The sequence below is a fragment of the Pseudomonas trivialis genome, assembly GCF_001439805.1.
Lineage (GTDB): Bacteria > Pseudomonadota > Gammaproteobacteria > Pseudomonadales > Pseudomonadaceae > Aquipseudomonas > Aquipseudomonas trivialis.
Genome location: NZ_JYLK01000017.1, coordinates 53,838 through 67,212, shown reverse-complemented (window position 1 = coordinate 67,212; position 13,375 = coordinate 53,838). Strand labels below are relative to the sequence as shown.

The window sequence follows — 13,375 nt, the reverse complement described above, 5'->3', positions numbered from 1 at the left end:
TACAGCATCCTATCTACACGCCGTATTGCTGAATCAGCATTGACGCGCGTTTTAATAAGGCCGCGTGCAAGAAACCCTGGCGTTCGCCAAGGCTTCTGCGTTTTTCGCGAGTAAGGTCAGGTCACTACCTTGGGGTTGGGATACTAGTCCCGTCCCGCACCTGCATCAGCGCAAATCCCAACAGATTCAAACCTTTCCATAGATTTGGATTGTTCGCATCTGCATTGTCCTGTGCAAGTCCTATACCCCAGATGTTATCAACCGGGCTGGCTTCGACAATAACGCGCGAACCGGTTTGTAGAAGATATTCGTTTAACTGCGGATTCTGAGAGAACTTGGCCTGGTTCGCTCGAACAACAATGTCGTATCGGTGTTGCAGCCAAACCTTATCATTAAATCCGCGCACGTTGCGGCCAAGTGCTTTGGCAGCATTAGGAGTAGGAGCGTGGAGCACCTGCGCACGATTTTCCTGATCGTCGAACAAGGCCGCTTTCTCGGCCATCATGAAGTGTTCGGCCGTCGGGTAATGTCGCCCCTCGACAATGAACCCGGCCTCGAACCATTGGCTGAAGCACGAAGCCGTGACGACAGTTTTGCTGCGCTGATGCCCCCAGAAAAACGTAAACCTCAGAGGCTCTCCAGAGTTGAAACGGGCGCACAGTCCTTTCAGATGTTCAGAGTCGTTCAAAAATATATCCTCGCTGACTGAAGATCGAAGTTACAGCTACTGTGCTGACCAAGACAATCACGAGGTTTGCTAGGTGTTCGGCTGAAAAATTCAGTCTCGGGTTTTCGAATGTAAACTAAACAGCGATACGTTAGACCTATTCTGGTCGATTTCTGACACTCACGACAGGCCGAAATCGACCCAGCGCAGCGTTTCGGCACCAGCAGAAGTCGGCCAGCATGTGACCATTCAAAAGTCCGGGAACAATCTTCCGACCTTGTTCAGCCCCACAAGACGAATGAACCCACGCGGGCTGACAGGCTCGGACAGGTAAGTACCGTCCCTCGGACTCATCGCGATTGTCTGCTCACCATTCCACCAAAGCAGATCTCCGTTGTCAGAAATGCTCCATAGTATGTAGCTGGACAGATCAAGGCTGTGCCAGCGCTCGAATTTTATGAAGTCCCAGCCAATGTTCTGCTTGCGCAGATTGAGGTTCGGGTTGTCTGAATCGTCCAGAATGGAAAAAAAACCATAGGGACGAGCCCCGAAATCCTGAAGCACCGCCTCCAGTTCGGCCTTTACCTTGGATATTTCCAAAATTTTTCCTTCTAAACTCTCAATCTGATACCGCAATATAGCTAATGAGAGTGCCTTTTAGTAATTCTCGTTGGTAGTGCATGATAGACCCTCGGTCGTATTGGTCGCAGCCTTTCATGGCAGGCAGGAGGCGACCCAAAGCTGACATCAGGCGATGGATGCTCTTGGTCAATAACCGTGATCAAGCAACCAGCGTAATCTTTCGGCCTTCTCGCACAATTGAGGCAAGCAACAGATGACGGATCAGCTTTGCCTCGTATTCATTCCGGCGCTTTCGGTCGCTTTGCAAAGCGCCGAAACGAAAAAAGGCTCCCAACTTACAGAGTCCGAGGTGCTCAAAATCCGTGATCAAGCGACGTGTGTTGCAGTTCCATTCGACGTCGCCCTGGATATGGAGAACGAACGTGGTTTCCGGGACTTAGTTGCCGAGGACTGCTGGAATGAATGGCAGCGACTACGGCTCTTGATGAAGAAATGACCCTCTGAATTGCACCAATACTCAATCGGCCCCGCACGACTTGGCGCTTCACGCGCAGCAGCAAGGAAAGAAATGTCTGTGAGTGGATTCCCGCTTGAACGAGCCTATGGCCGCGTCGATTATTTCTGCGAATCTTCCATCCAGCTTGAGTACGGCCCTGGCGATGAAGTCCAGTTCATAGGCGCCTCCGGACACGCTCAACTCAACTTCACGTTTAGAGGGGTTGATGTTTTTTCTATATCTGCAACTGAATTTTTTTCACTAATGGCTGCCTCGGACGATTCCGGCCACCATGAGTTCGACCGTAACGAGTACTGCTTTCCGAACCAGACTCACGCTTTGGGATGCTGATGAACAATATGACCGTCAACACGGAGAAGAGCGTGAGGTGTGGGGCCAAGTCGGGATCGGCAATGATGCTTTCGCGTAGAAACGCGATTTTCAGTCCGTTTTTTAGGATTACAAAAGCGGTCAGACAAATTGCCGAAGCGATGACCAAATCCCAGCCAATAAAAAACCCCGCAGACGCTAATCTGCAGGGTTTTCAAGAGTGGAGGCCGAGGTCGGAACCGAACCGGCGTAGGCGGATTTGCAATCCACAAATATTTTTTTATTTATCAGTCATTTACGAGAGGATCAATTCCGCATTGCCAAAACTTACACTGGGCTGGAGCCCTTTGAAATCGGGCGATTCTATTTCAGTTGCGGAATTGATTTCCTATGCCTCGTCGCCTACAGCTGTGTACGCCTACGACTGGTCTTAGCAAACCTTTCTTACATAGGCCCACGGATAGGGATTCAGTATCTGATCTTCCAATACCGCAGGAATTATGATTTAGCGCTTTCCCCAAGCGTTTCGGAACTAGCAGAATCGGTCGATCCTCGCTGTACAATCTTCGATGTGAGTGCGCAGTACTTCAACAGTAGCCACCACGCATATAGTACGTCCGTGCCAAAAAGACCCTCATCATCAATCAGTCCATGTGCTACTTCGTTACGTAGATTCGTTCCGAGAGGGTCAACGAGCAAACCCTGCAACTCAAAAACTCCATCCGATCCAAAAATTTTGAGTGCTTCAGGAGTTTCGAGAAGAACACTTAGCGGCCTCTCCGGCTGTACTCCACCAGGCTCTAGCATTGAAGTAGCACCGCCCATCGACTCAACGACATGCCGAATGATCGCTTCGAGTTGTGGGATCACAAGATACGATGCTATGAGCATGTCTCCGTGGAAACCAGCTACTAATGCACGAAGTATGCTCTCGATATGTCCTGGGGGTACCCAAGGACTGTGCTGAATCAAATCTAATACGTCGAGCCGGTCCGGAAAGTGTGCAGCCAAAATCTCCGTTCGAGCGGGTTCGAAGGCTCCCTGTACGTTAAGGCCTCTTCCTAGGCGCGCCGTGCTATACATCCTCCAACGCAGTCCATCGTGCTTGGTATCTTCAGTAGCGCCATCAAGTCCAGGAGCGCGGGCAACTACCCGACCGCGAGAGTTGACGATCTCGCTGGACATCATACTACCCAGAATCGAGACACGAGCTTGATCCTTGACGTCCTGGATCAGTTTGGGGATAGATGGCGGTGCCGCCATGCTAATCAAGGTGATTACAGCGTCATGAAAGCTTTTATCACGTACAGCCGCCCTTGAATTTAGGACCATTTCGGTTAGGTCGATGCTGGTCGAAATTGACTTGAAATCATCCAAGGAATCTTTCTGCAGTTTCAACAACTGATCATGCAGCTCTGCCGCGCGTTCGCGTCCACCTGGAGCTTGTCGCATGGACTCTACTGCGTCTGACAAAATTGATGCAGCGGCCATCGCTCCGCGTCCGGCCTGGATTCGAGCCAGTTCAGATTCTTTAACCAATGATTCTGCCGAATTTCTAAGGGCAGCACCTTCTCCGTGTACATCACCTGAGGTGCGCAGGCAATCGGCTGCCAGTTGATAATAGTCTTTCGCGCGCCAGTGGTTTTTTTCTGTATCTGCGGCTGCTGCTGCCGCACGAGCATATTCGGCGTACTGCCTCGGGTCACCGTGTTTGAACTCCAGAAGCAGTCGTGTGAGGCGCAATGTCAAATAAAGAGGATCCTTTCCTTGATGCCGGTGCAGCATCGCTTCAATTTCGTTTAGGGCCTTTAGTCGCAGCGGGGCTCCGCCTTTGCCTAACCCCGCAGAGAGGCGCAAAGATCGCTCTAAACGCTCAAGGCATTTTGACCAATCAGTCGAACTTTCAAGCCTTAATGCCGATTCAAGATATGCATCAACCGCGCCCAGAGCAGCTGGAAATGAACGAGCTTGAACCCATATCAGATCCAAAAGTCTTGCTCGAAGCTCTGGGTCTTTGAGAGCGAGTGCCCAGGCCTGTAGCCCACGAAGCTTGTCTTTCGGGAAATCTGTCGGAATAGCGCTCCGACGACCGCCCATCACAAACATTGGACCAAAAGGTTCAGACGGCTGGGTTGCCTGAAGCATCATCGATAGCGATGCACCAATGAAGCGTAAACCTTCCAGTTGAGCAGGACTCCACCGAGCTTCTTCCTTTTCCAAACGAGAAATTTCACTTTGAAAACTGAGACATTCGCAGTCTGTTACACCTTGAAGCAGGCTGTCCAAGTCGAGATTTGACAAGGTTTCTTCAGTGATGAGTTGCCAATCCAGAGCCATACTTTGTCTCCATGTAGGACTATCGAAATGCATACGGTAGCTTCGGGGATGGTGAACCGCTTTGGATCTCGTACATGCATAGCATGTATTGCCCCTAACCTGTAGGAGACCAAGGGGGCATGAGGTCGATCTTTTCCCGGACTTTTAGTAGGCAATGAATCGCCCCAGGTATCCTAGACTCATCGCGGGTGTTCGTTTCTGGCCGATCGCTGCCGTTTGCGACCGACAGCTCTGGGCCTAGAGTGTGTAAAAACGCCAAGGGGTCTCACTTTTAGGTTCTTCACCTGTCGGAAATCTATAAGCCTCGTGTCCGCGCACTCATACCGTCTTGACGTTAACAGCTGCGCCGATAGTGCCTCCGGAAACAGATACGATGTAGTCGGCCGCTCTTTGGCAGAGGGTGGCATGCGATGAACGGATTACGAGGGTAAGAGGCATGAGCGAGAGCGGGTCAATGTCGATACGTTCTCCTGATGTGCCGCGAAGCGACAATGTCAGTTCCGTCCATTGGCGATCATCTGAACCTGCGCAGTCACCGTCAGAGTCAACATCACATCCGGTTCCCCATAGATGTTCAGCAATGCAATAGAAGGCCGGCAATGGTCTTTCTGGCGTGATTTGAATGGAATAGCAAGTAGACATGATTTGTTGGCCGCGCCTATCTGTCAGGAGGAGAAAGGGTATCTCGGAGCCTGAGGCTGAGCAATCAGAGTCGCTGTCCCCAGACCGTCTATCTATAGGCATCCATTGGTGTCTGCGATTGCCCCGGCGTATGTAGAAACGACTCCGTGATCCCTTGCTATGATTGCTGAGGATTTTATCGCGGGGATTGCCTATGAAGCGCTTTATCCAAGGTGAACACCGAGGCCAAGGCACCTTACTTCCCGAAAGCCTCGACGACTACGTCAGCGATGCCAACCGGTACGCGTAGTTGACGTTTTCGTCGACGAACTCAACTTGGTCAATCTAGGTTTTGAAGGTGCCATTCCAGCCGATACTGGACGGCCGGCTTACCACCCCGCGATCCTGCTAAAGATCTACATCTACGGCTATCTCAACCGCATTCAGTCGAGCCGGCGGCTGGAACGAGAAGTTCAACGCAACGTCGAGCTGATGTGGTTGACCGGGCGTTTGATGCCGGATTTCAAGACCATCGCCAACTTCCGAAAAGACAACAGCAAGGCCACCGACGGTGACTCTGACCTGGCAGTGCTGATCCGACAGTTCCAGTTCAAAGATATCCGTCCCAAAGCTGCCAGCGAGATAGAATTGTCTCACGCTAGTAGACTGCTCGGGCATTCGACGGCAGAAATCACTAGAAAAGTATACCGCCGTGTCGGTGAGATCGTTAATCCGACTAAATAGCTATTGCCGAAAAGCAGCTAAATTTGCAAATATCCAAGACGTTAGGGCTCCTCCTTGGGTCCTCCTTTTTCAGTTCGTATTCAGCAGACTTTCTGCCAAGAAAATCTATTACTAGAAGACACTCTAGCCAGGGGAGGCAACGTGACGATTGAAAGCGCATTCCATCTAAGAAATTATAAAAGTTTCGGGCAAACAGGAGCAGGATTCGAGGTTATAAAGCCTATAAACGTAATAGTTGGACGTAACAACATCGGAAAATCAGCATTATTACACGTTCTAGACTTTTTATGCGAAGGAAAACTGATCACATCAAACATTAATACATGCGTAGAAATCACTGAATCCCTAGCTGTGTCGCAACTCCATGCACAATTCTCACGAAACTCTTCCGGCGGTGACCTCTCTGGGAATCATTGGGAAGATCACGGAGCGAAATTTGTGGATTCTCGCATGACGTGGAAAGAGATCTCATCCGAAACTTTATCTTTTGTGAAAATTGACGTTCTTGCGGATGAAGAAGAAAAAAGACGCCTATCTAGACTTAAAATCTCACCCGTATTACGTTCATTTAGGCACATAAAGCTTGATGCAGACCGTGACATCACGCCCGAAGTAATAACCGATGAGATGGCACTATCCACCAGCGGCGTGGGCGCCACACAAATTATTCATAAATACCTTCAACATGTTGGCTTTGAAAGAAACCACATCCAAGTAAAATTACTCACTGCTTTAAACACTATATTTTCACCTGACATCACATTCAATGAAATAATAACTCGGTACCACCAAGAAACCGATAAATGGGAAATCTTTCTCGGGGAAGAAAACAAAGGCCCCATCGCTTTATCCGCTTCCGGCAGTGGACTGAAGACCATCATACTCTCATTAATAAACTTATTAGTTAGACCAAACTACGAAGGAAAATCAATAAGCAAATATATTTTTTCTCTCGAAGAGCTTGAAAACAACCTCCACCCGGCTCTACAAAGAAACTTATTTATTTACCTAGAAAATTTTGCCACTAAAAACAACTGCCACATTTTTTTGACAACTCACTCAAATGTCGCAATAGATATATTCGGTAATTCAGAACATGCACAAATATTACACGTCTCGCGCGGAGACGATGGAGTTATAGGAACCACGTACTCTGGCGAAGCTACTGGGCATGGTGTGTTAGATGATCTTGGCGTCCGAGCTAGCGATCTCTTGCAAGCAAACGGTTTAATCTGGGTGGAGGGCCCCTCAGACCGGGTATTTATAAAAAAATGGATCGACATATGGAGCAAAGGAGAACTTAGCGAGGGGCGCCACTATCAATTTGTATTTTACGGCGGAAGCGTTCTTGCTAATATTGACGCTAGCTTACCTGATAATGAAACACAAGAGGCGATCAAAGCTTTTAAAATAAATCGTAATTTTGCTTTTGTATGCGACAGTGATCGAAAGCACTCTAAAGGCTCTCTAAAACCACGAGTAGCGACACTAATTAGCGAAGTAGCCGACACACGCGCACTGGTTTGGGTAACTCGATGCAAAGAAATTGAAAATTACATCCCCAAGGAAGCATTCGAAATTGTTCATAACGTAAAAAACTTACCGCAAATCGGGGAGTTTGAGCCCATACAGGACTACCTAAATAATAATCGTATCTCAAAAGCTAAAGCTTACACCGACAAACACAATAAGGCATTCGCCTACGCCGATCATCTGAACCACGAGAATCTGGCTTTCCGTCCGGAGCTAGGAGAAAAAGTGATGGAGTTAGTTACTAAGATTCGGGCTTGGAATAGCTAAGCTTGATCAACGCGAGTGCACTCCCAGACCCACCGCCCAGCAGCTCCTTCGAGGAAACTCTCTTGGAGGGTTGCGGAACACTTCCCAAAACACAAGCAATAAAAAACCCCGGAGACCATTGATCTACGGGGCTTTAAGAGTGGAGGCCGAGGTCGGAATCGAACCGGCGTAGGCGGATTTGCAATCCGCTGCATAACCATTTTGCTACTCGGCCTCAAACGATCAATGCCTTTACCACCGACATTCACCGCATAAAAACTTGAGTGGGCTGTAAGGGCCTGCCTCTACTCGAACAACTATAACTCACTGTAACCTATTGAATACATTGAGGTTTTTAACGCCTCATTGCGTTCGATGGGCGCCATTATGTACCGATTTACCCATGCCTGCAACCCCTTGATTTGGAAAATATTTCGCATCGCATCAAGGGGTTGCGCGCCTGCCCTACTCCTTTATGTGCTGGGTCTGGTACTGCGGGTCGGCCTGGATCTGGGCGTCGGTGAACGGCAGTGGGCGCAGCTTTTTCTCGGCGAATGCCTGGGTCTGGTCTTTTGAGTATTTCGAGTCGGGATTGCTCGATTCGGAGAACGCGAGCACGCCGAGCGCCTGCGGGCCTTTGTCGTCGAAGGTGACGATTTGCAGGTAGCTGGTGCCGCTGACGACTTCGCGCTTGCCGTCGGCGCGGGGTACGGTTTGCATGGCGTTGTAGATGCCGAGTTCCTGCGGGCCGCCGTGCATCGGGGTGTGGCCGGAGACTTGGACGTCGCCCCAATGGGCCGCGCCGAGTTTGCCGACGGCTGCGGTCGAGGCCAGCATGGCTTCGCGCAGGGTGTTGGCCACGGGCGCTCGGTCGATGGCGAGGCCGCGCGGGGTGGTGAGGGGGTTGGCGGGGTCGAAGGCAACGCGCCAGGCGTCGGGGGTTTGCTGCAGGTGTTCCATGAGGTTGATGAAGTGCACCAGGCCCACGCCGCTGTCGAGGTTGGCGCGTTGGTCCCAGGCCTTGAGGCTGCTGCACAGCGGTTGCAGTGTGTCGGCGTCGCTGCCCAGCTGTTTGGCGCAGAATGCGAGCAGGTCGGGCATGACCTGGCCGGCCAGGTACACCTCGTTGTCCATCACCAGGCCTTGCAGGTCGGCGACGCTGATCGGTTGTTTCTCCAGGGCGTGCAGGCGCTGGAGGGCAAAGCGCGCACGTGGGCCGAGGCCGATGGAGTCCTGACTGATCACCGGAGAGAAACCGGTCAATGGCGCCTTGGGGTTGACCATCCACGCGGAATCATTGGAATGCTGCACGTAGTCAGTGCGCTGCAACTGCGGCAACTGGCTTGCCGGGAAAATGCCCGCCTGCGCCGCGCGCGGGTCGATGTCCCAGGCGCAGGCGCTGTGGGCACCGTCGAGCACGATCATTTGCAGGCCGGCGCGGGGGTCGCTGCATTGCGCCAGTTTGGCGGCGCTGACGTTGGGCACCACCGACAGGTTCATGTACAGGCTCTGGCCCTGGTCATCGGCGGCGACCGTGTTCACCCACGGAATGCCTTGCAGGGTGTGCACCGAGGTTTGCAGGGATTTGAGGCTGTCGGCGCGGTTCATGGCGTACCACTGTTGCAGCACGCGGTCGTTATCCAGGTTGGCGTCGCGCAGGCTGAAGGCGTACCTGGCGTCCCAATCCAGCTTGCCGGGCCACCGCACCACCGGGCCGAACGGCGAGCTGTAAACGGTGTGGTTCACCGCCTTGAGACTGCCGTCCGGCTGCTTGACCTGCACGGTGAGCGACGTTTTCTTCAGGGCCACGGATTTGCCGTCCAGCAGGTAGCGCGTGGCGTCCTTGGGGTCGAGCGTCAGCCGGTACAGGGTGAAATGCTTGGACGTGTCCACCGTGTGCGTCCACGCCACGTGCTGGTTGAAACCGATATTCACCACCGGCAGGCCTGGCAGTGCGGCGCCCATTACGTCCAACTGGCCGGGGATGGTCAGGTGCATCTCATAGAAACGCATGCCGCCCACCCACGGAAAGTGCGGGTTGGCCAGCAGCATGCCACGGCCGTTGAATGAGCGATCACGGCCCACGGCGACGGCATTACTGCCCCGGTCCAGACTGAAACGCTGCTGATTGGCCGCTGCCGTTGCAAACGCCTTGGCGCCGGGCTGCAAGGATGCGGTGGCCTGGGGTGGCGTCGCACCCACCAGCGCTTCGGCGAATTGACCAACGCCGCCTTCCACCAGCAGCCTGCGGGTCAACTTCACCAGGTCGTCGGCTACCAGCGGGCGCACCCAGGCGCCCTGGCATTGCGCCGGCGCGCCCTGCTCTTGCAGATAACGGTTATAGCCGGCCACGTAGCCGTCGATACGCTGTTTGATCTCAGGGCTTTGGGCTTTCCAGAACGCCGCGACGGTCTCCGGCGTGTTCAGCCAGGTGAAGAACACATCGCTGGCGAGGTTGTTGCGCTCTTCCAGGGTCGCTTGATCGGGACCGAAGAACCTTGCGCGCTGACCATTGACCGTGACCACTTCGTTAGCCAGCAGGCACAGATTGTCCTGGGCGTAGGCGTAACCGATACCGAAGCCCAGGCCGCGCTCGTCGGTGGCGCGAATGTGCGGCACGCCGTAGGTGGTGCGGCGGATATCGGCCGACGCCTGTGTCACCTGCTCCCGCGCCGATGCGGCCAGGCTTACCCCCAGCAACAGCCCCGCCATGCACACCCTGGACAACCCGTTGGTAATAATCACGCAGACTCCACAGTCAAATTGAACACCCTCACCGGGGGTAACCACCCCACCGTAAGAACGCAAAAGACCGTGCACAATTTAGCCGCCAGAGCGCTTTATTGCGTGTGTTTGCCTGGTGACAAAACCGATACCGACAAAATTTCTACATTCGCCACTTCATGATTTTGCTCGCTCGTTCGTCTTATTACCTAAGAGCGCCATCATTTTCCTGATCAGGCTCTGATAAGGAGTTTTTGCATGTACAACCCGCCAGTGACCACGGATGGACATTCATCGGCCGCCGAGGCCAAGTTCGGCAGCGGCACCGAGGCGTTCGGTAAAACAGCCGAACAACACGGCAACCAGCGTATTCGCCATTTGCTCAAATGTTTTGGCCTGCGTACCAGCCTGATTCGGCTGAAGGTCATCGATGCCCTGCTCACCGCCGCCGACAACCAGCGCACCCTGGGCGTGCGCGGGGTGCACGGCCACCTGCTGGAGCTGGGCATCCCGCTGTCGTTTCTCAGCGTGCGCGAAGTGCTCAAGCGCCTGTGCAGCGAGGGCGTGATCACCCTCAATGCCGACAAGAGCTACAGCCTCCACGAAGAGGCTGCCAAAGTGCTTGAAGGCCGCGCCTGACCCCACTCAGAAGTTGGGCTTGACCTTGCGACGCATGATGCCATTGATCACCACCACAACCACCGCGATGGCAATGGCGATGTACTGAAAGGTTTTTTCGCTGATCACGCCCGTGTTCTGCAGGTAGGACAGGCCGAACATCGAGCCCAGTACCACCAGGGAAATCAGAATCGAGTATTTCAAGCGTTGCTTTTGGGTCATGACGGGTTCCTGAAGCGTTAAGAATGTGCCACCGGGGCCTGATATTACAGGCGATGAAAAACTTTGGCTTGTCTGACTGACACGCTGATGGCTACCAGGTGCGTACGAATTTTCTTGCACCATCGTACCTAAAGCTCCTACAGCTCAAGCCGATAGCCCTACGAAGCTCCAAAAAAGCCGCGTCGACAATAAACGCTTCGTAAGGACGACCCCATGCCCTCACTGCGCTCCATCCAAGCCCGCTATACCCTGTTTCTGTTGCTGTTTGTTCTGGTGTTGATCGTGCTGACGGTGGTCGGTATCGGCCAGTTGGTCGCGCCCACGTTGCGCCATACCGAGGAACAGGTGGTGCTCAACCGCGTCGCGCAAGTGGCCGAACGTATCCAGGGCGAACTGAACAAGGTCCAGGCCCAGCAACGCAGCATCACCCAGACGATTCCCCTGCTCGACAGCGATGCCATCGACAAGGTGTTGCCAGGCCTGGTGGACCAGTACGGCGAGTTGAAGGTGTTTGGCGGCGGCATCTGGCCGTTGCCCAACCAGCGCATGCCCGGGCGCAACAAATTCAGCACGTTCTGGCACCGCGATGCGTCGGGAAAACTGGCGGTCAATACCTTCTGGAACAGCGACCCTGCGCCCAATTATTACGATCAGAGCTGGTACAAGGGCGGCCTCGCCTCCCCGCCGGGCCAATGTGCCTGGGCCGCTGCCTACAAGGACGACGCCAGCCAGGAGCCGCGCACCAACTGCGCCATGGCGATCCAGCGTAACGGTGCCGCGTACGGCGTGGCCACCATCGACGTGACCCTCGGGTTCTTCAACGACCTGGTGGCCGCCAAGGAAAAAGACATCGGCGGGCAGATGCTGATCGTCGAAGCCGACGGCAAGATCATCAGCAACAGCACCCGTTTCAGCAGCCCGGTGGTGTTGAAGAACATCAGCGAACTGACCGGCACCTCGGCGTTCGCCGCCCAGGTCAGCAAGGCGCTGACCCAACGAGAGCAAGGCCTGCAGCGCAGCGAGTTCGACAATGGCGGTGTGGCCAGCACTTTCTATATGCGCCCGATCGAGGGCACACCGTGGTTTCTCGCGACCGCCCTGCCCACCTCGCTGATCACCGCGCAACGCGATGACGTGCTCGGCAGCCTGGCCCTGCTGCAAATCCCCATGGTGTTGCTGCTGGTGCTGCTGGCCGCCTACGCGATCCGCCAACTGGTGCAGCGCATGAAGTCGCTGACGTCCAACATCGACGCGCTGTCCGCTGGCGATGCCGACCTCACGCGGCGCATCACCATCCGCGCCGAAGACGAAATGGGCGCCATTGGCCACTCGGTGAACCGCTTTATCGTCTACCTGCAAAACATGATCGGCGAAGTGACCCAGGCCACTGGCGCCATGTCGTCGGGCCTTGAGCAATTGCAGCGGACCTCGGCCCACACCAACCAGATTCTGGTGCGCCATGCCAGCGAGACCGATCAGACGGTCACCGCCATCACCGAAATGAGTTCCACCGCCGACACCGTCGCGCAAAACGCCGCCGAAACTGCGGCCTTCACCCAGCGCGCCAACGAGCACGCCGACCGTTCCCGCGTGGTGGTGGGCGAAGCGTCCACCAGCGTCAGCGCCTTGATCGGTGAAGTGTCCAGCGCCACCCACAGCGTGGAAAACATGCGCCAGGACGCGGCGCGCATCACCGAAACCCTCGGTGTGATCGGCGCCATCGCCGGCCAGACCAACCTGCTCGCGCTCAACGCGGCCATTGAAGCGGCGCGCGCGGGCGAGCAGGGTCGTGGCTTTGCGGTGGTGGCCGACGAAGTCCGGGCGCTGGCCGCACGGACCCAGGCCAGCACCTCGCAGATCAATGAAATGCTCGCGCGCTTGACCAGCGGCGTGAGCTCGTCAGTGGCGGCCATGGAGAACACCCAGGCCAGCTGCCAGTCGGCGGCGGATGCCACGGCGCGGGTGAATACCGGGCTGGACGAGATGGCCGGTTCGGTGGCGCATATCAACAACCTCAGCACCCAGATCGCCACGGCCGCCGAGCAGCAGAGCGCGGTGACCGAGGAGATCAACCGCAGCATGGTGCAGATCCGACAGATGGTCGAAGAGCTGGTGGAAAGTGGCCACGCCACCGAAACCAATACCCAGAGCCTGCTGGAGGCCAATGGCCGGGTGATCAGCCTGATGGGGCGTTTCAAGGTGCAGTGATAAATTCATGAAACACTCCCGTGCACGGCGCGGGAGTGGGACTATTC

10 protein-coding genes, 1 tRNA gene and 2 pseudogenes are annotated in these 13,375 nt (G+C 54.5%); 7 read left to right on the top strand and 6 right to left on the bottom strand.

The features are described from left to right. Positions 1-124 precede the first annotated feature (124 nt). Positions 125-688, bottom strand: a complete 564-nt coding sequence (gene ybiA / locus TU79_RS21095; protein WP_057009813.1) for a riboflavin biosynthesis intermediates N-glycosidase — start codon at positions 686-688, stop codon at positions 125-127. Positions 689-916: 228 nt separating this feature from the next. Then, positions 917-1,267 (bottom strand): hypothetical protein, encoded by a 351-nt coding sequence (locus TU79_RS21090; protein WP_057009812.1) that lies wholly within the window; start codon positions 1,265-1,267, stop codon positions 917-919. A 235-nt stretch (positions 1,268-1,502) separates the two neighbouring features. Between TU79_RS21090 and TU79_RS21085 the strand changes: the two genes are divergently transcribed. Together TU79_RS21085 and TU79_RS26655 are read left to right on the top strand one after the other, a co-directional pair. Then, complete coding sequence (locus TU79_RS21085; RefSeq protein WP_057009811.1) at positions 1,503-1,745, top strand: hypothetical protein; 243 nt, start codon at positions 1,503-1,505, stop codon at positions 1,743-1,745. Positions 1,746-1,823: 78 nt separating this feature from the next. Next, complete coding sequence (locus TU79_RS26655; RefSeq protein WP_231986832.1) at positions 1,824-2,096, top strand: hypothetical protein; 273 nt, start codon at positions 1,824-1,826, stop codon at positions 2,094-2,096. Between the two features lie 477 nt (positions 2,097-2,573). Here TU79_RS26655 and TU79_RS25570 read toward each other — a convergent pair whose 3' ends face one another. Continuing rightward, on the bottom strand, positions 2,574-4,412 hold the full coding sequence (locus TU79_RS25570) for a DUF7380 domain-containing protein (RefSeq protein ID WP_162276080.1): 1,839 nt from the start codon (positions 4,410-4,412) through the stop codon (positions 2,574-2,576). A gap of 835 nt (positions 4,413-5,247) precedes the next feature. Here TU79_RS25570 and TU79_RS25560 point away from each other — a divergent pair. Continuing rightward, a pseudogene (locus tag TU79_RS25560) lies at positions 5,248-5,606 on the top strand (transposase); the annotation flags it as partial. Positions 5,607-5,918: 312 nt separating this feature from the next. Beyond that, on the top strand, positions 5,919-7,577 hold the full coding sequence (locus TU79_RS21060) for an ATP-dependent nuclease (RefSeq protein ID WP_162276081.1): 1,659 nt from the start codon (positions 5,919-5,921) through the stop codon (positions 7,575-7,577). Between the two features lie 140 nt (positions 7,578-7,717). On the opposite strand, the gene TU79_RS21055 is transcribed toward TU79_RS21060, so the two are convergent. Both TU79_RS21055 and pvdQ read right to left on the bottom strand, forming a co-directional pair. Then, positions 7,718-7,791: transfer RNA gene (locus tag TU79_RS21055), tRNA-Cys, on the bottom strand. A 230-nt stretch (positions 7,792-8,021) separates the two neighbouring features. Continuing rightward, positions 8,022-10,301: a bifunctional acylase PvdQ gene (gene pvdQ / locus TU79_RS21050; RefSeq protein ID WP_057009806.1), complete on the bottom strand. Its 2,280-nt coding sequence runs from the start codon at positions 10,299-10,301 to the stop codon at positions 8,022-8,024. 237 nt (positions 10,302-10,538) lie between these two features. On the opposite strand from pvdQ, the gene TU79_RS21045 reads away from it, so the two are divergent. Beyond that, complete coding sequence (locus tag TU79_RS21045) at positions 10,539-10,919, top strand: hypothetical protein (protein ID WP_057009805.1); 381 nt, start codon at positions 10,539-10,541, stop codon at positions 10,917-10,919. Positions 10,920-10,925: 6 nt separating this feature from the next. Here TU79_RS21045 and TU79_RS21040 read toward each other — a convergent pair whose 3' ends face one another. Further along, on the bottom strand, positions 10,926-11,120 hold the full coding sequence (locus tag TU79_RS21040; RefSeq protein WP_057009804.1) for a hypothetical protein: 195 nt from the start codon (positions 11,118-11,120) through the stop codon (positions 10,926-10,928). A gap of 213 nt (positions 11,121-11,333) precedes the next feature. On the opposite strand from TU79_RS21040, the pseudogene TU79_RS27060 reads away from it, so the two are divergent. Both TU79_RS27060 and TU79_RS27055 read left to right on the top strand, forming a co-directional pair. Continuing rightward, positions 11,334-12,467, top strand: a pseudogene (locus TU79_RS27060) (HAMP domain-containing protein); the annotation flags it as partial. A gap of 15 nt (positions 12,468-12,482) precedes the next feature. Then, positions 12,483-13,328: a methyl-accepting chemotaxis protein gene (locus tag TU79_RS27055; RefSeq protein WP_428839043.1), complete on the top strand. Its 846-nt coding sequence runs from the start codon at positions 12,483-12,485 to the stop codon at positions 13,326-13,328. Positions 13,329-13,375: the final 47 nt, after the last annotated feature.